This is a genomic window from Hydrogenophaga sp. (assembly GCF_030373225.1).
In the GTDB taxonomy this organism is placed as follows: domain Bacteria; phylum Pseudomonadota; class Gammaproteobacteria; order Burkholderiales; family Burkholderiaceae_C; genus Hydrogenophaga.
In genome coordinates this window covers 36,435-58,575 of sequence record NZ_JAUCZG010000029.1, presented here as the reverse complement: position 1 = coordinate 58,575, position 22,141 = coordinate 36,435, and the positions used below count along the sequence as shown (strand labels likewise).

18 protein-coding genes are annotated in these 22,141 nt (G+C 65.4%); 12 read left to right on the top strand and 6 right to left on the bottom strand.

Annotated features, from left to right (window positions below):
- Positions 1 to 84 precede the first annotated feature (84 nt).
- The 7 genes from QUV35_RS15120 (at position 85) to QUV35_RS15090 (ending at position 6,554) form a co-directional block, all read left to right on the top strand.
- Positions 85 to 765: a DUF4357 domain-containing protein gene (locus QUV35_RS15120; RefSeq protein ID WP_300875826.1), complete on the top strand. Its 681-nt coding sequence runs from the start codon at positions 85 to 87 to the stop codon at positions 763 to 765.
- 119 nt (positions 766 to 884) lie between these two features.
- Positions 885 to 1,385, top strand: coding sequence for a hypothetical protein (locus tag QUV35_RS15115; protein WP_300875814.1), 501 nt, complete (start codon positions 885 to 887; stop codon positions 1,383 to 1,385).
- 26 nt (positions 1,386 to 1,411) lie between these two features.
- The gene (locus tag QUV35_RS15110; protein ID WP_300875811.1) at positions 1,412 to 1,888 is read left to right on the top strand and encodes a helix-turn-helix transcriptional regulator; all 477 of its coding nucleotides are present in this window, start codon (positions 1,412 to 1,414) and stop codon (positions 1,886 to 1,888) included.
- Positions 1,889 to 1,892: 4 nt separating this feature from the next.
- The gene (locus QUV35_RS15105; protein ID WP_300875808.1) at positions 1,893 to 2,405 is read left to right on the top strand and encodes a protein-export chaperone SecB; all 513 of its coding nucleotides are present in this window, start codon (positions 1,893 to 1,895) and stop codon (positions 2,403 to 2,405) included.
- An 86-nt stretch (positions 2,406 to 2,491) separates the two neighbouring features.
- Positions 2,492 to 3,145: a hypothetical protein gene (locus QUV35_RS15100; RefSeq protein WP_300875806.1), complete on the top strand. Its 654-nt coding sequence runs from the start codon at positions 2,492 to 2,494 to the stop codon at positions 3,143 to 3,145.
- Between the two features lie 7 nt (positions 3,146 to 3,152).
- Positions 3,153 to 4,688: a class I SAM-dependent DNA methyltransferase gene (locus QUV35_RS15095; protein WP_300875804.1), complete on the top strand. Its 1,536-nt coding sequence runs from the start codon at positions 3,153 to 3,155 to the stop codon at positions 4,686 to 4,688.
- 3 nt (positions 4,689 to 4,691) lie between these two features.
- On the top strand, positions 4,692 to 6,554 hold the full coding sequence (locus QUV35_RS15090; RefSeq protein ID WP_300875802.1) for a 3'-5' exonuclease: 1,863 nt from the start codon (positions 4,692 to 4,694) through the stop codon (positions 6,552 to 6,554).
- A gap of 71 nt (positions 6,555 to 6,625) precedes the next feature.
- Here the strand turns inward: QUV35_RS15090 and rpoD are convergent, their stop codons facing one another.
- Positions 6,626 to 8,968 carry an RNA polymerase sigma factor RpoD gene (gene rpoD / locus QUV35_RS15085; RefSeq protein ID WP_300875800.1) on the bottom strand — a complete coding sequence of 781 codons (2,343 nt, stop codon included), beginning with the start codon at positions 8,966 to 8,968 and terminating at the stop codon, positions 6,626 to 6,628.
- 318 nt (positions 8,969 to 9,286) lie between these two features.
- The gene (dnaG, locus tag QUV35_RS15080) at positions 9,287 to 11,251 is read right to left on the bottom strand and encodes a DNA primase (RefSeq protein ID WP_300875797.1); all 1,965 of its coding nucleotides are present in this window, start codon (positions 11,249 to 11,251) and stop codon (positions 9,287 to 9,289) included.
- A 55-nt stretch (positions 11,252 to 11,306) separates the two neighbouring features.
- Here dnaG and QUV35_RS15075 point away from each other — a divergent pair, with 55 nt between their 5' ends.
- Positions 11,307 to 12,953 carry an acyl-CoA synthetase gene (locus QUV35_RS15075; RefSeq protein ID WP_300875794.1) on the top strand — a complete coding sequence of 549 codons (1,647 nt, stop codon included), beginning with the start codon at positions 11,307 to 11,309 and terminating at the stop codon, positions 12,951 to 12,953.
- On the opposite strand, the gene QUV35_RS15070 is transcribed toward QUV35_RS15075, so the two are convergent.
- Positions 12,950 to 14,782, bottom strand: coding sequence for a gamma-glutamyltransferase family protein (locus QUV35_RS15070; RefSeq protein ID WP_300875791.1), 1,833 nt, complete (start codon positions 14,780 to 14,782; stop codon positions 12,950 to 12,952). The genes QUV35_RS15075 and QUV35_RS15070 overlap by 4 nt on opposite strands.
- A 151-nt stretch (positions 14,783 to 14,933) precedes the next feature.
- Between QUV35_RS15070 and QUV35_RS15065 the strand changes: the two genes are divergently transcribed.
- Together QUV35_RS15065 and QUV35_RS15060 are read left to right on the top strand one after the other, a co-directional pair.
- Complete coding sequence (locus QUV35_RS15065; protein WP_300875788.1) at positions 14,934 to 15,452, top strand: hypothetical protein; 519 nt, start codon at positions 14,934 to 14,936, stop codon at positions 15,450 to 15,452.
- The gene (locus QUV35_RS15060) at positions 15,449 to 17,356 is read left to right on the top strand and encodes a GspE/PulE family protein (protein ID WP_300875785.1); all 1,908 of its coding nucleotides are present in this window, start codon (positions 15,449 to 15,451) and stop codon (positions 17,354 to 17,356) included. The genes QUV35_RS15065 and QUV35_RS15060 overlap by 4 nt, the downstream gene beginning before the upstream one ends.
- Positions 17,357 to 17,390: 34 nt before the next feature.
- On the opposite strand, the gene QUV35_RS15055 is transcribed toward QUV35_RS15060, so the two are convergent.
- Positions 17,391 to 18,149, bottom strand: a complete 759-nt coding sequence (locus tag QUV35_RS15055; RefSeq protein WP_300875782.1) for a 3-hydroxyacyl-CoA dehydrogenase — start codon at positions 18,147 to 18,149, stop codon at positions 17,391 to 17,393.
- A 134-nt stretch (positions 18,150 to 18,283) separates the two neighbouring features.
- Between QUV35_RS15055 and ppk2 the strand changes: the two genes are divergently transcribed.
- The gene (gene ppk2 / locus QUV35_RS15050; RefSeq protein WP_300875779.1) at positions 18,284 to 19,189 is read left to right on the top strand and encodes a polyphosphate kinase 2; all 906 of its coding nucleotides are present in this window, start codon (positions 18,284 to 18,286) and stop codon (positions 19,187 to 19,189) included.
- Positions 19,190 to 19,195: 6 nt separating this feature from the next.
- On the opposite strand, the gene QUV35_RS15045 is transcribed toward ppk2, so the two are convergent.
- Positions 19,196 to 20,251: an extracellular solute-binding protein gene (locus QUV35_RS15045; protein ID WP_300875776.1), complete on the bottom strand. Its 1,056-nt coding sequence runs from the start codon at positions 20,249 to 20,251 to the stop codon at positions 19,196 to 19,198.
- 239 nt (positions 20,252 to 20,490) lie between these two features.
- Here QUV35_RS15045 and QUV35_RS15040 point away from each other — a divergent pair, with 239 nt between their 5' ends.
- Positions 20,491 to 21,294 (top strand): patatin-like phospholipase family protein, encoded by an 804-nt coding sequence (locus tag QUV35_RS15040; protein ID WP_300875823.1) that lies wholly within the window; start codon positions 20,491 to 20,493, stop codon positions 21,292 to 21,294.
- A 238-nt stretch (positions 21,295 to 21,532) separates the two neighbouring features.
- Here the strand turns inward: QUV35_RS15040 and QUV35_RS15035 are convergent, their stop codons facing one another.
- On the bottom strand, positions 21,533 to 22,075 hold the full coding sequence (locus QUV35_RS15035) for a phasin family protein (RefSeq protein ID WP_300875774.1): 543 nt from the start codon (positions 22,073 to 22,075) through the stop codon (positions 21,533 to 21,535).
- Positions 22,076 to 22,141 lie beyond the last annotated feature (66 nt).

Genomic DNA, 22,141 nt, shown 5'->3' with positions numbered 1-22,141 from the left:
GCGCAGTAAATTCATGATCACTGGTGGCGCAAAGTCATTGACACGTTCCGCCCGCGGCCGGACGGCGAGGGCGACTTGCTCTACGTGGGCGAGGGTGACCCGATTCGCCCCCGGCTTGAGAGCCACTACGCGCAGAAAGATTTCTGGACCCGCGCCATCGGTTTCGTGGCGGTGGGTGGGTTGCTCAACAAGGCGCATGTGCAGTTTCTGGAGGCGCGGCTGATCGCACTGGCCCGTGCGGCCAAGCGCGTGCCGCTGGACAACGGCAACTTTCCCAACGAGCCCACCCTGAGCGAGGCCGACCGGGCGGACATGCTGGTGTTTCTGGACCACATGCTGGGCATGTTGCCTGTGTTGGGGGTGCACGCGTTCGAGTCGGCGCCGGCTGTTTCCACGGTGATTCGGGCTGATGCAGCCGCGCCGGTGGCTCCGCTGCTGTATTGCGCCGGCAAGGGGGTAGAGGCCACGGGCTACGAAGCCAGCCAAGGGTTTGTGGTCAAGGCAGGCTCGCGCGCGGTGACCGAGGTGGTGCCCTCGCTTCAGCAGAACTGGCCCGCCCGCGCGACCCAGCGGAAAGACCTTTTGAACAGCGGCGTGCTGGTGCCTGACGGTGATGCGCTGCGCTTCACACAGGACTACGTGTTCACCTCGCCCTCGCTGGCGGCGGTGCTGATTCTGGGGCGCCACACCAACGGGCGCACCAAATGGAAAGACGCGCAGGGGCGCACGCTGAAGGAGCTGCAGGAGGCGGAAGCGGGGAGCTGAGACAAAGCGACTCTTTGGAACTGGATGAAAATACAGTCATGGAAAGCCAAGCAATCCCACAAAAACCGAGGTCAATCGGTGCGCCTCCCCACATCTTCGGCATCTAACGGTGTTAAGCTTTGCCTAAACAAATTCGCTATCTAACCGAAATCCGTCCTGAAGACTTCGGGTTGAGTACCGGGGGTGTTTTGCCAGAGGGGCGGTTCCGGCCGGTTTCTCTGTGCGCTGAAGCGACGCGTCAGAGCGCAAGCGTGTTCGGTGCTGTGCAAACTTTGTCGGCGGCCGATCAGCGCGCTGCATTGAAGGGCTTGGCGCACTTCGTGAAGCTGTCCCATCTGGGTAAGCCGTTCAACCAGCTGGTGGATGAGAAGGCGGTCCATGAAGCGTTCGAGCCGTTTTACTGCGAGGTGACCAAGCGAAAAGAGACCGTCTGGCGGTACAGGCATGGCGATATCCGCATCCTGTTTTATTACGCCAGCGGCAAGGTGGTTCTGTTAACGGACGTGCTCGCAAAGCGCAAGGACAAGTTGTCCGGGAAAGAACAGAACAAGGCCGAGCGGGCCGTGGTGGATTTTCTGGAGGCCTCCCAATCTGCGGGTGGCATCCAGTGGGTTGAATGACTGATTGATCGAAGCGAGAACATGACATGGCACACAAACCGCTGTTTGGCGACCTGATTGCTGCCCACAAAGGGCTGGCCGATGAGCTGAAGGCCGTGGACGTGGCGGCCGACCTGACCCTGCTGCTGAATCACGCTGACGTGTCGCGCGCTGACCTGGCCCGCAAGCTGGGGTGGAGCCGGGCGCGCGTGTCGCAGGTGCTCTCCGGGCAAGAAAACATCACGGTGCAAACGATTGCCACTGTGGCTGGTGCACTTGGGTACACGTTTGATACGGTGTTTCGGAAGGCGGATGTATCGTCCGCATCGCAACCCTGGACCCAGCGCACGGCGCTGACCCTGGAGATGCAGGACGAGCCCGACATTCAGTCCTGGATGAGTCGCAAGACCATGAAGCCTGTTCAGCAGCGCTTCCACGGCGCGTATGAGGTTCAGCACATGGGCTTGACGTTCGACGCCTCGAACCACGAATTCATGGTGCTGGAGGAAGCCTGTGCAGCTTAGTCCTTTGCAACTGCTGGAGTACGTTTTTGACGGTGTCTCCGTACAGCCTGTTCAGGGCTACAAGGCCGATCCGGATGCCTCCCCAACCTTGGTTTTTTTCCCGGGAAAGCTGAACATCTCAGCCGAGGTTGGTATCGAGCTGTTTGCTGAGGAAGAGCGGTATTCCGACTACGGTGTCCGCCTGTTGCTGAAGGTTGGCCCCAAGGCCGACGAACAGGCGCCTTACGTGGTTCAGGTCAATGCGCGTGGGTTGGTTCGCATGCATCTGGTCCAAGCGGAAGGGCAGGCCGAAGAAAGACGGGTACGTGCGATGGTGAATGGTGTGTCCCTGCTTTTCGGTGCTGTTCGGGAATTGGTCGTGACCATCACAAGCCGCTCGGTACATGGGCCATTTTTGCTGCCGTCTGTGTCGTTTGCCGACTTGGCTTCGCCCAAAGGAGAGCGGGTCGCCAAGCTGGTTGCTCGCAAGCCCGCAGTCAAACGAGCCAAAAAGGCGCCTCAGTCCTCTAGCGATTGAAGGGCAGAGTTCCCCTGAGCTTGGCAGATGGTTTGAATAGGGCTCGCTGGCGATAGAATTTGTTCGCAATTCGCGAATAAAGACTAATGCTGCTGAAACCCCAAGACTTGTTGGTTGCGCTCAAGCTGGTTGCCATTGGCAGCGAGCGGTGGACCTACGCGCGGTTGGCCAGAGAACTGGGGCTGAGTGCGTCCGAGGCGCATGCGGGTGTGCAACGGTGTTTGCGATCCGGATTGCTGCTGGAGAACGGCACGGCGGACCTGTCGGGTGAGGGGGCTCGCTCGGAGCTGCTGGGCCAGGACATTCATCCGGTGAAGCAGCGGCGGCACCGGGGGCTTCAGGCAAATGCTTCTGGCAATCCGGTTCGTCCCCACGACCGCTTTCTTGCGGAGTTCGTCATTCACGGCGCGCGCTTCGTCTTTGTGCCAGACCGCATGCCAATGGCTGTTGGCGTTCCAACCAGCCACAGCGCCCCCGCTTTTGCAGGCGTGTTTGCACCTGGCTCCAACGACTACGTATGGCCTCACCCGAACGGCCAGGTTCGAGGTCTGGGTATTGAGCCCTTGCATCCCAACGTGCCGTTTGCGGCAACTAGCGACGCCAGGCTCTATGAGATGCTGGCCCTGTTCGACGCATTGCGCGTTGGGCGCGCCCGAGAACGGGGCATGGCGATGGACAGGCTGGCCGCTATCCTCGACCCGAACGCGCCCAGATCACCCAAGCCCGCCCCAAAGGGCTGAAACCGACATGAACACCAACACCCACTCCCTCGTCCAGAAGCTCTGGAACTACTGCAACGTGCTGCGCGACGACGGCATGAGCTATGGCGACTACGTGGAGCAGCTCACCTACCTGCTGTTCCTGAAGATGGCCGATGAGCGCAGCAAACCGCCGCACAACCAGCCGAGCATCGTGCCCGAGGGCTATGGCTGGCCGTCGCTGCTGGCGCGTGATGGTGATGCGCTGTTTGACCACTACCGCCACACGCTGGACCGGCTGGGCATGGAGCGCGGCACGCTGGGGCTGATCTTCGCCAAGGCGCAAAACAAGTTTCAAGACCCGGCCAAGCTGCGCCGTGTGGTGGCCGACCTCATCGACACCGAGACCTGGACCATCCTGGGCGCGGACGTGAAGGGCGATGCCTACGAGGGCCTTCTGGAGCGCAACGCGCAAGACACCAAGAGCGGCGCGGGCCAATACTTCACGCCGCGCGCGCTCATCCAGGCCATGGTGGACTGCATCGCACCGCAGCCGGGCGAGTCGATCTGCGACCCGGCCTGTGGCACCGGCGGCTTTTTGTTCACCGCGCACAACCACATCACCGCGCACCACAAGAACCTCACGCGCGACCAGCTCAAACACCTGAAGGAAAAGGCGTTCACCGGCTACGAGCTGGTGCAGGCCACAGCGCGTGTGTGCGCCATGAACCTGATGCTGCACGGCATCGGCTCTGAAAAGTCGGTGCCGGTGGTGGTGGGTGATGCACTGGGAACCGACCCCGGCGCGCGCTTTGACGTGGTGCTGGCCAACCCGCCGTTCGGCAAAAAAAGCAGCACCGTGATCGTGGGTGAAGACGGCCGCACGAGCACCGAGAAAGACATCATCGAGCGCGACGATTTCTGGGCCACCACGAGCAACAAGCAGCTCAACTTTGTGCAACACATCAAGACGCTGCTGGCCACCAACGGCCGGGCGGCGGTGGTGCTGCCCGACAACGTGTTGTTTGAAGGCGGAGCGGGCGAAATCATCCGCCGCCGTTTGATGCAGGAATGCGACCTGCACACGCTGCTGCGCCTGCCCACCGGCTTGTTCTACGCGCAGGGTGTTAAAGCCAACGTGTTGTTCTTCGACAAGAAGCCCGCCAGCGAAACGCCTTGGACAAAGAAGCTCTGGATCTACGACCTGCGCACCAACCAGCACTTCACACTCAAGACCAACCCGCTCAAGCGCGAGCACCTGGACGAGTTCGTTGCGCTCTACAGCGCGGCCAACCGCAACCAGCGCGCCGCTACCTGGAGCGCAGAGCCTTCGACAGGCTCAGGCCGAACGAGGCCGGAAGGCCGCTGGCGCGCCTACACCTATGAAGACATCGCAGCGCGTGACAAGGCGAGCCTGGACATCTTCTGGCTCAAAGACGACTCGCTGGCCGACAGCGACAACCTGCCAGCGCCGGGCGTGATCGCGCAGGAGATCGTGGAAGACCTGCAAGCCGCGCTGGAGCAGTTCAAGTTGATTGCGGGCGACCTCGGCGTCGAGCTGGCCGAAGCATCTGACGGACGCTGAACGATGGCCATCTTTCCCCAGGGACTCACCCACATTGACAAGCGATGTGCGAACGCGGGCGAGCGCCTGGTGTTGCACCAGCTCAAACGCAGCCTGTCCGACGACTACATGGTCTGGCACGACGTGCCGCTGGGCCCCAAGGCCAGGCAGCCCGACTTTGTGGTCTTGAGCCCGCGCCAGGGCATCCTGATCCTGGAGGTGAAGCACTGGAAGCGGGCCACGCTGTCCAAGGCCAACCGCGACAGCGTGGAGCTCAAGACCGAGCGTGGGCTGGTTACCGAGGCCAACCCGCTGCGCCAGGCGCGCGACTACGCCATGGAGCTGGTGGACCTGATGGCGCGCGACCCGTTGCTGGTGCATGCCGACGGTCCATTCAGGGGCAAGTTGCTGTTTCCTTACGGCTGGGGCGCTGTGTTTTCGGGTTTGGCCGACAAGGATGTGGCTGGTCTGGAATTTCACAGTCTGTTCCCCAGGAACCAGGTGCTGATGCGGGACGATCTGGACGAGGCGGTGGATGAAGCCAGCTTCCAGAGCAAGCTCTGGGGCATGTTCACGGTGAACTACCCGCACACGTTGTCGCTGCCGCAGCGCGACCGCGTCCGCTGGCACCTGTTTCCTGAAATCCGCGTGCAACAACAGCCTTCCCTGCTTGAAGACGGGGAAGCTTCGCCTGCACTGGCATTGCCCGACCTGATGCAGGTGATGGACCTGCAGCAGGAGCAGGTGGCGCGCACCCTGGGCGAAGGGCACCGGGTCATCCACGGCTCGGCCGGGTCGGGCAAGACCATGATCCTGGTGTTCCGGGCGCAGCAACTGGCGGCTGCGGCGCAAGCCGACCGACCGATCCTGGTGCTCTGTTTCAACCGCACGCTGTCGCAACGCATCGAAGGCCAGTTGCGCCTGCGGGGTGTGGACGAGCGCGTGGCGGTGCGCACCTTCCACAGCTGGTGCCAGGACTTGGTGCGCGCCTACCAGCTGGAGGTACCCGCTGGTTTGTCGGGCAGCGCCTATTTCGAAGCCCTGGCCGACACCGTCAACCGCTCGGTGGCCTCGGGCTTGGTGCCGGCGGGTCAGTACACGGCGCTGTTGATCGACGAGGCACACGACTTTGAGGACGCCTGGTTGCAGATGGCCGCGCGCATGGTGACGCCGGCCACGAACTCGCTGCTGGTGCTGTACGACGACGCCCAGTCGATCTACCAGAAGAAGCGCCGCAAGTTCAACTTTGCCAGCGTGGGCATTCAGGCCCAGGGGCGCACCAGCGTGCTCAAGCTCAACTACCGCAACACGGCGGAGGTGCTGGCGCTGGCCATGCACTGTGCGCAGAGTTTGCTGTCCGATCGGGCTGAAACCGACGAGGCGGTGCAGTCGGTGCTGCCCGCAAGCGCTGGGCGGCGCGGGCCAGTGCCGGTGCTGATGCTGGCGGGTAACGCGCGTGAAGAGGCCGAACTGGTGGCCGAGCGCATCGAGCAGGCGCTGGCCGCAGGGCGGGCACTGGACGACGTGGCGGTGCTGTTTCGCATCAAGCGGCACATGGACGATGTGGCTGCTGCGCTGCGGCGCAGGCGCATCGCAGTGCAGTCCATGAACGACCAGAACTTCAGGGCGTTCAACTGGACCAGACCGAGCGTCAAGCTGTTGACGCTGCACAGCGCCAAGGGGCTGGAGTTCCCGCTGGTGATCGTGGCCGCACTCGATGCCATGCCCTTCAAGGACGAAGCCATTGAAGAAGAAGTCCGGCTGCTCTATGTGGGCATGACCCGGGCCACGCACGAACTGGTGTTGTCAGCGGCGGGCCCGTCTGCCATGGTGCAGCGGGTACAAAACTCGCTGGAAGCGGTGGCGCAGCAGTTCGGTGCTCCCTGACCCGGCCACTGACCTGTTCCGAGGCAAAAAAAAGGGAGCCAGCGGCTCCCTTTTTCTTGAGCGACCCCGCCTTACAGCGTGTCGATGAAGCTGCGCAGCTTGTCCGAGCGGCTGGGGTGCTTGAGCTTGCGCACCGCCTTGCTTTCGATCTGGCGGATGCGTTCGCGGGTCACGTCGAACTGCTTGCCCACTTCTTCCAGCGTGTGGTCGGTGGACATCTCGATGCCGAAGCGCATGCGCAGCACCTTGGCTTCGCGGGGCGTGAGGCTGTCGAGGATTTCCTTGACCACTTCGCGCAGGCCGGCCTGCATCGCCGCCTCGATGGGAGCGGTGTTGGCCTGGTCTTCGATGAAGTCGCCCAGGTGCGAATCGTCGTCGTCGCCGATCGGCGTTTCCATGGAGATCGGCTCCTTGGCGATCTTCATGATCTTGCGGATCTTCTCTTCCGGCATCTCCATCTTCTCGGCCAGGATGGACGCATCGGGCTCGAAGCCGAACTCCTGCAGGTGCTGGCGGCTGATGCGGTTCATCTTGTTGATGGTCTCGATCATGTGCACCGGAATCCGGATGGTGCGCGCCTGGTCGGCGATCGAGCGGGTGATGGCCTGGCGGATCCACCAGGTGGCATAGGTCGAGAATTTGTAGCCACGGCGGTATTCGAACTTGTCCACCGCCTTCATCAGGCCGATGTTGCCTTCCTGGATCAGGTCGAGGAACTGCAGGCCGCGGTTGGTGTACTTCTTGGCGATCGAGATCACGAGACGCAGGTTGGCCTCGATCATTTCCTTCTTCGCGTCGCGCGAGGTGGACTCGCCCGAGTTCATGCGCTTGTGGATGTCCTTGAGGTGCGCCAGCGGCACGACCACGCTGCTCTGGATGTTCATCAGGCCGGTCTGCAGTTCCTGCACCGGCGGGATGTTGCGCTCCATCACCACGCTCCAGGGCTTGCCGGCCGCGGCCTGCTTCTCCACCCATTTCAGGTTGAGCAGGTTGGCCGGGAAGTCGGCAATGAACTTCTCCTGCGGCATGCCGCACTTGTCCACGATGATGCGGCGCAGCTCGCGCTCTTTCTTGCGCACGTCGTCCACCTGGTTGCGCATGGTGCTGCACAGCTTCTCGATGGCCTTGGCGGTGAAGCGGATCGACATCAGCGTTTCGGTGATGGCCTTCTGCGTCTTGAGGTAGGTCGGCGTGCCGTAGCCTTCCTTGTCGTAGGTCTTGTGCAGCTTCTCGAACAGCGTGCGCATGGTGTCGAAGCGGGTGAGGGCTTCGCGCTTGAGTTCTTCGAGCTTGCGTGTGAGGGCCTTGGAGCCGCCCTTGCCGTCGTCGTCGTCGGCTTCGTCGTAGTCGTCGAAGTCTTCCTCGGCCACGTAATCGTCGGCTGCGTCGGCGTCGGCAAAGCCGTCGACCACGGTGGAGATGACGACCTTGCCGCTGCGGATGTCTTCGGCCATCACCAGGATCTCGGCGATGGTGGCCGGGCTCTCGCTGATGGCGGCCATCATGTCGTTCAGGCCGCCTTCGATGCGCTTGGCGATCTCGATCTCGCCTTCGCGCGTGAGCAGCTCCACCGTGCCCATTTCGCGCATGTACATGCGCACCGGGTCGGTGGTGCGGCCGAACTCGCTGTCGACGGTGGACAGCGCGGCTTCGGCTTCTTCTTCGGCTTCTTCTTCGGTGGCGGCGGTGGGGCCGGTGTTGTTCAGCAGCAGGGTCTCGGCGTCGGGCGTCTGTTCGTAAACGGCCACGCCCATGTCGTTGAGCAGCGAGACCACCACTTCAAGCGTTTCGGCCTCGACCAGCTTGTCGGGCAGGTGGTCGTTGATTTCGCCGTGCGTGAGGTAGCCGCGGGTCTTGCCCAGCTTGATCAGCGTCTTGAGGCGTTCGCGGCGGTTGCGGGCCTCTTCTTCGGACAGGACGGTTTCGTCCAGGCCGAATTCCTTCATCAGCGCGCGCTCCTTCGCCTTGCTGATCTTCATGCGCAGGGGCTTGACCTTTTCGGTCGTGGTCGACGTGGCGTCCACCGCTTCGACTTCGACCTCACCGGTCAGGTCGTCTTCGATGTCGCTCAGGTCGGCGTCGTCGATGTCGCCACCGCCGGAGGACTTGCCCTTGGCGTCGGCCTTGGGCTTGCGGCCGCGTTTGGCGGCTGGCTTGTCGTCACCGGCAACAGCGGCCTTGGCCGGACGGCCTGGCTTCTTCTTCGCTGGCGCGTCGTCGAGCAACTCGGTGTCGGGTGCCTTGGCAACGGTTTTTTTGGCGGGTGCGGCCTTGGCGGCGGCTTTGGCGGGGGTCTTGTCGGTCACTGCAGGGGCTTTCTTCGGAGGCAAAGCCGGGGCGGTGGCGCGTGTGGGTGCCTTTTTGGCGGGTTTTGTGCTGGACGAGACGGGCGTGCTGGATTTCTTCGCGGGCATGAGGACCTCAGAAAAATGTCGAACTTGGAACCGGCAGAACACACAAAAAACGCCTGAAGGCCGCGCGGCGCGGTCCGTCCCGGTGATTTTGTTGGGCACAACGCCTGCCTTTCGCCGGAAAGGGCAGGCCTGCAAGCTGTTGGGGCGAACATTTGGTGTGCAGTCCTTGCGGGGTTCCGTCAGGCCCGGGTCGGGTCGCTGAGGTGGCCAGGAGGAGTGTCCTTGCAGCCCTTGTCAAAGGGCCGGGCCGATGCCGGAGGTGCTGCTGTCGCGCTTGCGGTGCAAAGCCGCGGATTATACCCCGCGGGCCGCTTTTGGCTAGTTGGCGGCGCTGGTTTTCAGTGCGGCGAGCTGGTCCCGGACCCGTTTGTAGTCGCTCAGGGCAGCCGCGTCGCCCTCGGCCACCCGGGTGGCCAGCTGGCTCGCCTGCTCTTCCAGCGCGTCGCGGCGCAGGCGGTTCATCACGTCGGTGAGTTCCGATTGCTCGGAGGCGGGGTCGTCACTGGGCGGCACCTGCTCCACCTGGGTGCAGCCGAACGCCTCGTGTTCGTGCCCCCGCAGCGCTTCGCGCAAGGCGGCCCAGGGCTGGGGGCCGTGTTCGTGCAACTGGGCCTCGAGCCAGGCGAACAGCGCTCCGTGCGGCGCGGGCAGGTGGGCCAGCAGGCTGTGGTCGTCGGCCGACAGGCCGTCCCACGCCTGCGCGTTGGACAGCAACAGGGCCACCGCGCGGTCGGCCCGGCTGCCACCCGCACGGCGCGTGCCGAGCATGCGCGGTGGCGGGGGCGGGGCCTTGCGCCATTTTCCGTAGCCCTTCCTGCCGTGGCCGCCGCTGTCGCCGCGGTAGCTGCCGGCGCTGGATTCGTAGCCCCCGGCGGAGGCCTCGAACGAAGGGCTGCCGTCGTGGCCCGGGTCGCCCGACGCCGGCGCCGGGGTGTGCCCGCCTGCCCGGGCCGTGCGCGAACCAGCGCCGGTCTGCTGCCAGAGCTGCAGCAGGTCGGCGCTGCCGATGCCGATGCCGCTGGACAGCTCGCCGATCAGCTGGCGCTTGAGCGCGCCATCGGGCAGGGCGCTCCAGAGGGGTCGCGCCTGGCTGGCCATGCGGGCGCGGCCTTCGGCGGTGGACAGGTCGCAGTCGGCGCTGGCCGCTTCGATCAGAAAACGCGAGAGCGGCACCGCCTCCTTCACGCACTGGGCGAAGGCGGCTTCGCCGTTGGCGCGCACGAAGCTGTCGGGGTCGTGTTCGGCGGGCAGAAAGAGGAACTTCACGCTGCGCGTGTCGGTGGCCAGGGGCAGGGCGGCGTCGAGCGCCTTGCGTGCGGCCCGCCGGCCGGCGTTGTCGCCGTCGAAGCTGAACACCACGCTGTCGGTGAAGCGAAAGAGCTTCTGCACATGGTCGGGCGTGCAGGCCGTGCCCAGCGTGGCCACCGTGTTGGCAAACCCGAGCTGGGCCAGCGCCACCACGTCCATGTAGCCCTCGGTCACCAGCGCATAACCCGCCACACGGATGGCGGTGCGGCCTTCGAACAGACCGTAGAGTTCGCGGCCCTTGCTGAACACCGGGGTTTCGGGCGAGTTCAGGTACTTGGGCTCACCCTTGTCGAGCACACGACCGCCAAAGCCGATGCACTCGCCCTTGACGTTGCGGATCGGGAACATGATGCGATCGCGAAAACGGTCGTAGCGTTTCGACTGGCCGTCAGCCCCTTTTTCGTCTTCGTGTTCGATCACCATGCCGGACTCGACCAGCAGCGGGTCCTGGTAGTCGGGGAACACGCTGGCCAGTGCGCGCCAGCCTTCTGGCGCGTAGCCCAGGCCGAAGGTCTTGGCGATCTGGCCCGAGAGGCCGCGGCCCTTGAGGTAGTCGACCGCGCGCGGCGCAACCTTGAGTTGTTTCGCATAGGCCTGCGCGGCCTTCTCCAGCACGTCGGTCAGCGTGACCTGCTTCTGTCGCTGCTGTGCGGCGCGCTCGCGGTCTTGTGGCGAGGCATCGTCTTCGGGCATCTGCATGCCGGTTTGCTGGGCCAGGTCTTTCACTGCCTCGATGAAACTCATGCCGGCGTGTTCCATCAGGAAGCCGATGGCATTGCCGTTGGCCCCGCAGCCGAAGCAGTGATAGAACTGTTTGGTCGGGCTGACGCTGAACGAGGGCGACTTCTCGCCATGGAACGGGCACAGGCCCATCAGGTTGGCGCCGCCCTTCTTGAGCTGCACGTAGCGACCCACCACATCGACCACGTCGACGCGGTTGAGCAGTTCCTGGATGAAGGTCTGGGGGATGGCCACGGGAGTATTCTCTCGCACGGGCCAAAGAGCCATCCACCCCAGGAGACAAACCGCCATGACCAGCATCTTCGACCAGGACCTGCCGCGCAACGAGGCCAACTTCGCGCCGTTTTCCCCGCTGTCGTTCATCGAGCGAACCGCCGAGGTCTACCCGGATCGCCTGGCGGTGGTGCACGGCGAGTTGCGCCAGACCTGGGGCGAGACCTTCGCGCGCTGCCGGCGCCTGGCCAGCGCCCTGCAGCGCGCCGGCATCGGCAAGAACGACACCGTGGCGGTGATGCTGCCCAACACGCCGCCCATGGTGGAGGCGCATTTCGGCGTGCCCATGGCGGGAGCCGTGCTCAACGCGCTCAACACGCGGCTGGACCCGGAGGCCATTGCCTTCATGCTCGACCACGGCGAGGCGAAGGTGGTGATCGTGGACCCGGAGTTCTCGCTCACGCTGAAGCAGGCGCTGACGATGCGCCGGTCGGGCGCACCCCTGCTGGTGATCGATGTGGAGGATGCGCTGTTCACCGGCGCGTCCGAGCGCATCGGCAGCAGCACCTATGAAGCCTTTCTGGCCGCTGGCGACCCGGCGTTTGCCTGGAGCCTGCCGGCCGACGAGTGGGACGCCATCGCGCTGAACTACACCAGCGGCACCACCGGCAACCCCAAGGGCGTGGTGTATCACCACCGCGGGGCGGCCATGAACGCGGTGTCCAACGTGATGGAGTGGGACATGCCCAAACACGCGGTGTACCTCTGGACGCTGCCCATGTTCCACTGCAACGGCTGGTGCTTTCCGTGGACGGTGGCCGCGCGCGCAGGGGTCAACGTGTGCCTGCGCCGGGTGGAAGCGCAGGCGATCTTCGATGCCATGCGCCGCCACGGGGTGACCCACTACTGCGGCGCGCCCATCGTGCACGGCATGCTGGTCAACGCACCGGCGGCCATGAAGCTGGGTCTGCCGGCCGGGGTGAAGGCGATGGTGGCGGGTGCTGCGCCGCCGGCTTCGATGATCGAAGGCATGGAGCAGATGGGCTTTGACCTCACCCATGTTTATGGCCTCACCGAGGTCTACGGGCCGGCCACGGTGTGTGCGAAGCACGAAGCCTGGGACACGCTGGACATCGGCGAACGAGCCCGGCTCAACGCGCGCCAGGGTGTGCGTTACCACCTGCAGCGCGACGTTCGCGTGCTCGATCCCGAGACCCTGCTGCCGGTGCCGCAGGACGGCGAGACCATGGGCGAGATCATGTTCAAGGGCAACATCGCGATGAAGGGTTACCTGAAGAACCCGAAGGCGACCTCCGAGGCCTTTGCCGGCGGCTGGTTCCACAGCGGCGACCTGGCGGTGCAGTACGCCGACGGCTACTTCAAGATCAAGGACCGCAGCAAGGACATCATCATCTCCGGCGGTGAAAACATCTCGTCGATCGAGGTGGAGGACGTGCTCTACCGCCACCCCGCGGTGCTCGCAGCGGCGGTGGTGGCCAAGGCCGATGCGAAGTGGGGCGAGACGCCCTGCGCCTTCATCGAGCTCAAGGCCGGGGCCGACACCACGGCCGAGTCCATCGTGGCGCATTGCAGGCTGCACCTGGCCGGCTTCAAGGTGCCGCGCGCGGTGGTGTTTGGCGAATTGCCCAAGACCAGCACCGGCAAGATCCAGAAGTTCGAGCTTCGCAAACGGGCGGGCTCGGCCGCCGCCATCGACGTCTAGTCGCCGGCAACGACGCCCTCGCGGCGCGGATCGGCGCCACCCAGCCACGCGCGGTTGCGCCGAACAAGGGCTTGCGCACCGCTGGTGAGTTCGCCCTGCTGCACGGTGTGACCACGCTGCTGCAAAGCCTGCAGTGTTGCTTGCGGGAAGCGGCCTTGCTCCAGCACCAGCGGCCCGCCCAGCGTGCCGAAGTTGGGCAGATCCACGGCGGCCTGCGGCGTCAGGCGCCACTGCAGAACACCGTGCAACACCTTGGCCGTGTAGTGAATGATGAAGGCGCCGCCGGGGCTGCCGGTGCTCATGAGCAGCTCACCCGAGGCCTTGTCGAACACCAGCGTGGGCGACATCGAGGAGCGCGGGCGCTTGCCGGGCTCGACCCGGTTGGCCACTGGCCGGCCTTGCGCGTCGCGCGGCGCAAAGCTGAAGTCGGTGAGCTGGTTGTTGAGCAGGAAACCCCCGCTTCGGCCCGGGTCGGTGGTGACCATGAGGCGCGAGCCGAAGGCCGATTCGATGGTGGTGGTCATGGCCAGCGCGTTGCCGAAACCGTCCACGATGCTGATGTGGCTGGTGCCGTGTTCGGCCTGGTCGGGCATGGGCGCCCAGCTGCTGCGCAGGCCACCAGGCTGACCCGCGGGGGCTGCGGGCATGCGCGTGCCGCTGATCAGCCGGGCCCGATCGTCGAGGTAGGGCGCATCGAGCAGGCTCGTCCACCGGCCGGCCGGCGGCGCCACGAAATCGGGGTCGCCGAGGTATTGGGCGCGGTCGGCGAATGCCAGCCGTGAGGCCTCGTTGTAGCTGTGCAGCCAGTCGGCATCGGGCAGGCCATCGATCAAGGGGGACGTGCCCTGGGGTGTGCGCGCCAGCAGTCCGAGGATCTGCCCGATGGCCAGGGCGCCGGAGCCCGGCGGCGGGAAGCCACAGATGCGAAGCACGCGCAGCGCGGCCGCGTGGTCGTGGCAGATCGCCTCGCGTTCGCGCGGCCGGTAGCCCTTCAGGTCGTCCAGGCCCAGCGTGCCCGGATGCCGGGGGTGCCGGCGCACCTTGTCGACGATGGCTTGCGCGAGCGGACCTTCGTGCAGCGCGACCGGGCCGGTGGCTGCGATGTTGCGCAGCACCTGTGCCAGCTCGGGGTTGCGCAGCCGGTGGCCCGCCGGGTGCGGCTGGCCATCGGCCCGGTAGAAGTAGCGGGCGGCCACCGGGTCGGTCTTCAGTGTTGCGTCGGCCGCCAGCAGCGTGTGCAGGCGCGGGCTGATCGAAAAGCCTTGTTCGGCCAGGGCAATGGCCGGCTCGAACAGGCGCGCCCAGGGCAGTCTGCCGTGCTGCCGGTGGGCCAGCGCCAGCATCATCACCGTGCCCGGCACACCGACCGAGCGCCCGCTGTTCACAGCCTGCATGAAGGGCATCGGTTCGCCCTGTTCGTTCAGGAACAGCCGCTCGTCCACCGCAGCGGGCGCGGTTTCGCGTCCGTCAAAGGCCTGCAGTGTTCGCCCGTCGTGGTGCAGCAGGAAGGCGCCCCCGCCGATGCCGCTGGACTGCGGCTCCACCAGCGTGAGCACCATCTGCACCGCCACCGCAGCGTCCAGCGCGCTGCCGCCGGCGCGCAGGATGTGCGCGCCCGCCTCGGTGGCCAGCGGGTTGGCCGCGGCCACGGCCTGGCGCTGCAAGGTCCAGCCGGGCTTCGCCGTGCGACCCGATGCGGCCTCGGGCTGCGCAAGGCCTGGAGGGCCCACGCCGCCGGGCGGCAGGGCACAACCGGCGAGCAGGCCCACGGCCATGCACAGGACGGCGACAGACCGGGGCCATGGGGTGCTGCTCAGCGATGTGTTCATGCGGTGTGATTTTCAGCACGGAGTCTGCACTGGCGTGTCGCATCGGTGCTGCGCACGCCATCGGATTTGCGAAAAATCAAACCCGGCCCGCCAGCGGCCTCCTACATTGAAATGAAGCAACCGCCTGTTTTCAAGTGAAAGGACCCTTCAGGTGTCACCCGATTCCATGTCGTTCTCCCCGGTTTCCGATGCCCAGCCCGAGCCGTGCGCGCGCAATCTTCCGGAGCTGGTCGCGGCCGTCGAGGCGGTGCGGCGCCGTCCGGTGATCGACCTGGGTCAGGCCCTGGTCGAGTTGCGCGCCATCGACCCCGACACGCTGGCCAGGCTCAGGCGTGACGATCCGGAGCGTCTGCGCGCACGGGCGCACGAACTGGTCGAGCAGGTGCTCGTCAGCGAGGACGATTTTCAGCGCGCCATGGCGCGCGTGGCCGGGGTGGTGGAAGTCGATGCAGCCCGCTTCGAGCTGGACCGGCATGCCTTCGAGGTGTTGTCGATGCGGGAAGCCCGCTGGCACGACGTGCTGCCGCTGGGGCCGGCGCTGGACCACTTTGTCGTGGCTTCGTGGAAGCCGACCAGCACCGACCTGCAGCGCCAGTTGTCCACGGTGACCAGCCATGCCGTGCTGCTCGTGTGGGGACAGCGCGAAGCCATTGAGGGCCGGCTCGCATGAGCCGCGTGCCGTTTGAAGCGTCCCGCCAGGCGCAACACACGCGCGAGGGCGCGGCGCGAAGTCTGGAGGCGCTGGACGACGCTGCGCGAGCGCTTCGGGCTCAGCCGATCCTCGATCTGGGCCACGCACTCGCCGCATCGGGTTGCCTGGCGCCGGAACGGGTCGACCTGCTGCGGGCGGAAGATCCCTCTCTGCTGCGTTCCCGCTCGCACGAACTGGTCGACCGGGGACTGATCAGCGACGAACAATGGCACCACGCCATGGCCCTGGTGGCCGGTGTGGTGGCGGTGGACCTCGCGGGCTTCGACGCCTCGACCACCGCCTTTGCCGAACTGCCGTTGCCAAGGGCTTGCGAGCTGGAGGTGGTTCCGCTGGGCATGGCCAACGAACAGTTCGTGGTGGCGGCCTGGAATCCCACCAGCGAAGACTTGCGCCGCCGCCTGGTTTCGCTCACGGGCCACACGGTCTGGCTGGTCTGGGCGCAGCGTGCCGCCATCGTGCAGCGCCTTGAGCGCCAGACGCTGCAGGAGCGGGGGCTGAGTGCCGGCGTTGCCGCGCCGATGGGCATGGCGCGCGACGCCCACACCGGGATGAGCGTCGAAGAACTCGTGATGCAGGCCATGAGCGAGGTCGACACCAGCGGGGATGCCGAGCAAAGCGGCAGCGGGGCCGAATCGGCCGGCATGGTGCGGCTGGTCAACGAAATGATTGCCGAAGCGCGGCGTGTGCAGGCCTCCGACATCCACATCGAGACCAATCCGGGCGATGCGCTCACGCTGATCCGGTTCCGGCGCGACGGGGATCTTGAACCGTATCTCTGGTTGCCCTCCCGCCTGCGCGGCCCCCTGGTGTCGCGCATCAAGATCATGGCCCGGCTGGACATCGCGGAGCGGCGCCGACCGCAGGACGGCAAGATCGATTTTTCGCTCTTCGGCGGTGTGCCCCTGGAGTTGCGGGTGGCCGTGCTGCCCACGCACGACGGACTCGAAGACGTGGTGCTGCGCCTGCTGGAGTCGGCCAAGCCCCTGCCGCTGGCCCGCCTGGGGCTGCAGCCGCGCGACCTCGACCTGATCTCGGGCTTTTCGGCGCGCACCTTCGGACTGGTGCTGGCGGCCGGGCCCACCGGATCCGGCAAGACCACCACCCTGCATTCGATGCTGGCGCAGATCAACACCGCCGAGCGCAAGATCTGGACCGCCGAAGACCCGATCGAGATCACCCAGGCCGGCCTTCGGCAGGTGCAGATGAACGAGAAGATCGGCCTGAACTTCGCCACCGCCATGCGCAGCTTCCTGCGCGCCGACCCCGACGTCATCATGATCGGCGAGGTGCGCGACGCGGAGACCGCCAAGATCGCGATCGAGGCGTCGCTCACTGGCCATCTCGTGCTCTCCACGCTGCACACGAACAACGCCTGTGAAAGCGTGGTGCGACTGCTCGACCTGGGCATGGACCCGATGAACTTCGGCGATTCGCTGCTCGGCATCGTGGCCCAGCGCCTGGTGCGCAGCCTGTGCCCGGTCTGCGCAGAACACCGGCGCTTGAGCGCGTCCGAGTGGGACGCGCTGCTCGACGAATACCGCGAAGGCAGCCAGCTGACCCGGGAGCAGGCGCTGCAGCGTCTGCTCGCGGCAGCGGGGGTGGACTCACCCGACGGCGTGCAGGTGGGTCACGCGGTGGGTTGCGAGCATTGCAAGTCGAAGGGCTACAAGGGACGCACCGGCGTGTATGAAATCCTGCAGAACCACCGCGAGATCCGTTCGCTCATCCAGGACCGTGCACGCCCCAACGTGATCTTTGATGCGGCCGTGGGCCTGGGCATGCGCAGCCTGCGCCACGATGCGCTGGAGAAAGTGGTGCAGGGGCGCATCGATTTCAAGCAGGCCCGCACCGCCTTCCTCTGACGAGGTCCGGGGAGGGCCTGACGGTGGGCGCGCGTCAGCGGGGCGCCAGACGGATCGCGCCGTCCAGGCGAATCACCTCACCATTGAGCATGTCGTTTTCGATGATGTGTCTGGCCAGCTTGGCATAGTCGGCCGGCGTGCCCAGGCGGCTGGGAAAGGGCACGCTGGCGGCCAGGGCGTCCTGCACTTCCTGCGGCATGCCGAACAGCATGGGCGTGCCGAAAATGCCGGGCGCAATCGTCATGTTGCGGATGCCGTTGCGCGACAGGTCGCGCGCGATCGGCAGCGTCATGCCCACGATGCCGCCCTTGCTGGCCGCATAGGCCGCCTGGCCGATCTGTCCGTCGTAGGCCGCCACGCTGGCGGTGGAGATCATCACGCCGCGCTCGCCGGTGGCCTCGGGTTCGTTCTTGCACATCGCCTCAGAAGCGAGGCGGATCATGTTGAAGCTGCCCACCAGGTTGACCATGATGGTCTTGGTGTAGACGCCCAGGTTGTGCGCGCCGTTCTTGCCCACGGTCTTTTCGGCCGGTGCGATGCCCGCGCAGTTGATCAGGCCCATCAGCTTGCCCATCGACACGGCCTGAGCCACCACGGCCTGTCCGTCGGTCTCGCTGCTCACGTCGCACTTGACGAAAACACCGCCGATTTCGCCGGCGACCGCTTCGCCTTTCTCGACCTGCATGTCGGCGATCACCACCTTGCCGCCGTTGGCGGCGAGCATGCGCGCCGTGCCCTCGCCCAAGCCCGATGCGCCGCCGGTGACGATGAAAACCTTGCCTTGAATGTCCATGGTGTGCTCCTGTGGTGGTGGGTGTTTGACGTTGACGTAAACGTCAATCAGCAGGCGATTATGCGGCAGGCTGGCGTCACGAGACTGTCACCGTTCGGGCCTAGCCTGATGACCTTTGTTCTCACGGAGTCTCCATGTTCGACCGACAGGACGAGTTGCTGCGCCGCATTCACAACGATGTGATGGACGGCTACGACGAAGAGCTGGAAATGGAGATCGAAGACCGGGTGGACGAGCCGCAGGATGCCGAAGCCCTGAGGGAGCACAGGGCGGCCCGCCAGCAGTACTTTCGCGAACTGTTCCGCCTCCAGGCCGAACTGGTGAAGCTGCAGGACTGGGTGGTGGCCACCGGGCACAAGGTGGTGATCATCTTCGAGGGGCGCGATGCCGCGGGCAAGGGCGGTGTGATCAAGCGCATCACGCAGCGACTCAATCCGCGCGTCTGTCGCGTGGCCGCGCTGCCCGCACCCAACGACCGGGAACGCACCCAGTGGTACTTCCAGCGCTACGCCGCGCATCTGCCGGCAGCGGGTGAAATGGTGCTGTTCGACCGCAGCTGGTACAACCGCGCCGGCGTCGAGCGGGTCATGGGTTTCTGCAGCGAAGAGCAGTACGAGGAGTTCTTCCGCTCGGTGCCCGAGTTTGAAAAGATGCTCGTGCGATCGGGCATCCAGCTCATCAAGTACTGGTTCTCCATTTCCGACGAAGAACAGCACCTGCGCTTTCTCGGCCGCATCCACGACCCGCTCAAGCAATGGAAGCTCAGCCCGATGGACCTGGAGAGCCGCAGCCGCTGGGAGCTCTACACCCGGGCCAAGGAGGTGATGCTCGAGCGCACCCACATTCCCGAGTCTCCGTGGTGGGTGGTGCAGGCCGACGACAAGAAGAAGGCCCGGCTGAACTGCATCCACCACCTGTTGAACCAGATGCCTTACGGCGAAGTGGAGCGCCCCGCCATCACGCTGCCCGAACGCGTGCGCCACGAGGGCTACCGGCGCCACCAGGTGCCCGGCGAGATCCACGTACCGCAGGTCTATTGAGGCACCTTACCTGTAGCCGACGCGGTCCAGCATCTGCTGAACCTTGGTCATGTTCTTCGCCACCGCGGCCAGCGGCACGGTCTCGGCCTTGAAGTTGTCACCGCCCATGGCCTTGATGGCGGGGTTGGCAATCGTCAGGCCCTTGACGGCCGGGAACTCGTTGTTGCCGTTGGCGAAGTAGTCCTGGGCGAACGGGATGGCCAGGAATTCCATGAACTGGATGGCGTTGTCGCGGTTCCTGGCGTGCTTGGCGACCGCTGCGCCAGCGATGTTCACGTGGGTGCCGCTGGTGGCCTGGTTGGGGAACACCACGCGCACCTTTTCCATCACGGCGCGGTCTTGCGGCTTGTCCGATTTGATGAGCCGCGCAATGTAGTAGGTGTTGGTCAGGGCCACGCCGCATTCGCCGGAGGCCACGGCCCTGATCTGGTCGGTGTCGCCACCCTTGGGCGCGCGGGCCATGTTGTCCACCACGCCCTTGAGCCAGGCTTCGCCTTTCTGGTCACCCATGCGTTCGACCATGGTCGAGAACAGCGACAGGTTGTAGGGGTGAGAGCCCGAGCGGGTGCAGACCAGGCCCTTGAGCTTGGGGTCGGAGAGCTGCTCATAGGTCGCCACGTCGGCAGCCTTCACCCGCATCGGGTCATAGACGATCACGCGGGCGCGGGTCGAAAATCCGGTCCAGGTCACGCCGCCTTCGCCCGGCGCGGCACGCAGGTTGGCGGGAATGGCCGCGTCGAGCCTGGCCGAGCGGATGGGCTGAAACAGGCCCTGGCTGTCGGCCGACGCCATGCGGGCTGCGTCAACCAGCAGGATCACGTCGGCCGGGGAAGCGGCGCCTTCGGCGCGCAGGCGGGCAATGATGCCGGCGTCGTCGGCGTCGACGCGATTGATCTTGATGCCGGTGGTTCGGGTGAAGGTGTCGTACATCACCTCATCGGTCTGGTAGTGGCGCGCCGAATAGAGGTTGAGCACCTTGTCCTGAGCCGCTGCCTGCCCTTGCAGGCCGAGCGTGGCTGCCAGCGCAGCCAGGGCAATCGAGAGTTTGCGGAACGCGGTCATGGAGATCCCCTTGGGAGTTGCAATGAAGGAAACAAGCGGTGCGGCGCCGTTTTCGGCTGTCGGGCTTGCGGGATAATGGAATGATGGTAACATTAACGCGAATTGTTCTCAATAAGTATTGCGCCCGTCGGAGTCTCCCGTTTTGTCTGGTGTTTCTTGGCGCCTGCAGCACGGTGCAGGGGCCGGTCGCGCCGCCGCCATCACCCGCGGTGCAGGCGCCTGTGGCCGCGCCCGTGGCCATGCGGGCGCCCCGCCTGGGACTGGCGCTGGGCGGCGGTGCGGCGCGTGGATTCGCCCATGTGGGCGTGATCCAGGTGCTGGAGGAAAACGGCATCCGGCCCGATCTCGTGACCGGTACCTCGGCCGGCAGCCTGGTGGCCGCGCTGTATGCCAGCGGCAAGACGCCGACCGAACTGGAGCGGGTGGCCATGGGCATGGACGAGGTGACCTTGACCGACTGGGCTTTGCCCATCCTGGGACGTGGCCTGTTGCGCGGCGACGCGCTCGCGCGGTATGTGAGCCAGGCGGTGGACGGGCGGGTGATTGAGAGCATGGCGCTGCCCCTGGGGGTGCTCGCGACCGACCTGGCGACCGGGCAGGGGGTGCTGTTCCGCCGGGGTGATGTGGCGCAGGCGGTGCGCGCGTCGAGCGCGGTGCCGGGCCTGTTTGCGCCGGTGGGCATCGCCGGACGGGAATATGTGGACGGAGGCCTGGTTGCGCCGGTGCCGGTGCAGCAGGCGCGCGAGATGGGCGCCGAGGTGGTGGTGGCGGTGGACATCTCCAGCGCACCCGAAGGCAATGTGGCCATGGGCAACATCCGCGTGTTGTTGCAAACCTTCGCCATCATGGGTCAGAGCATCAACCGCCATGAACTCGCCACCGCCGATGTGGTGGTTCGCCCTGCGCTGGCCGGCGTGGGTGGCGCCGACTTCGCCGCGCGCCAGCGCTCGATCGAGGCGGGCCGCGCGGCCATGCAGGCAGCGCTGCCGCAACTCAGGACGCAGCTGGCCCGCCTGAAACCGGTCTTTGGTGCCCGGCCATGAGCCCATGCACCGGGCTTGCAATGCGGGACACACAGAAAAAAAGCCCCCAGCCTTGCGGCGGGGGGCTTAAGGGGTCCGATGAAATCGAATTTCGAAAAGGACCCGAGGAGACAACCAGAAGAACGGGTTTGATCTGAAACCTGTTCCCGTGAGAGTCAGGCAGATCGTGCGCTGATCCTATTGGGAGACCCGGCGCGAAGGCCAGGGTCGCCGATCAACGGCACGATCGACCGCTTGTTCAGCGCTTTTTGGCAACCGTCTTCGACGCGTTCACGGCGGTGGCCGTCACGGTGTTGAAGTTGGCTTCGGCCATTTCGGTGGCTTGCTTGACAGCCTTCTGCACCGATTCCATGGCGTTGTTGGCGGCGGAGACAGCGCTCTTCATCACGGCCACGGCGGTTTCGGAACCGGCAGGCGCGTTCTTGGAGGCGTTGTCGACGACAGCCATGAATTTCTTCTGGGTGTCGCTGGCCTGGGCTTCAGCGGCCTTGCCGAATTCGGCGGTCGTGCCCTGGGCGATGTCGTACAGGTGGCGGCTGTAAGCCACGGTCTTTTCGGCCAGAGGCTGCATCAGGCTGGCTTGCAGGGTCAGCAGTTCCTGGGCGTCCTTGACGCTCAGCAGTGCCTGGGTGCTGTTGGCGGACTCGGACAGGGCAGCCTTGGTGGCTTGCACGTTGAGTTCAACCAGCTTTTCCACGCCTTCGAAGGCTTTCTGGGTCAGACCGAAAATGGTCTCGATGTTGGCTTTCTGGGCGGCAATCATTTGTTCGGCGGTCAGCATATTCGTACTCCTAAACTTGGGTGAAACAGGGTTTAGTTGAGGGCTGCGGGGAACAGGCGCTGTCTG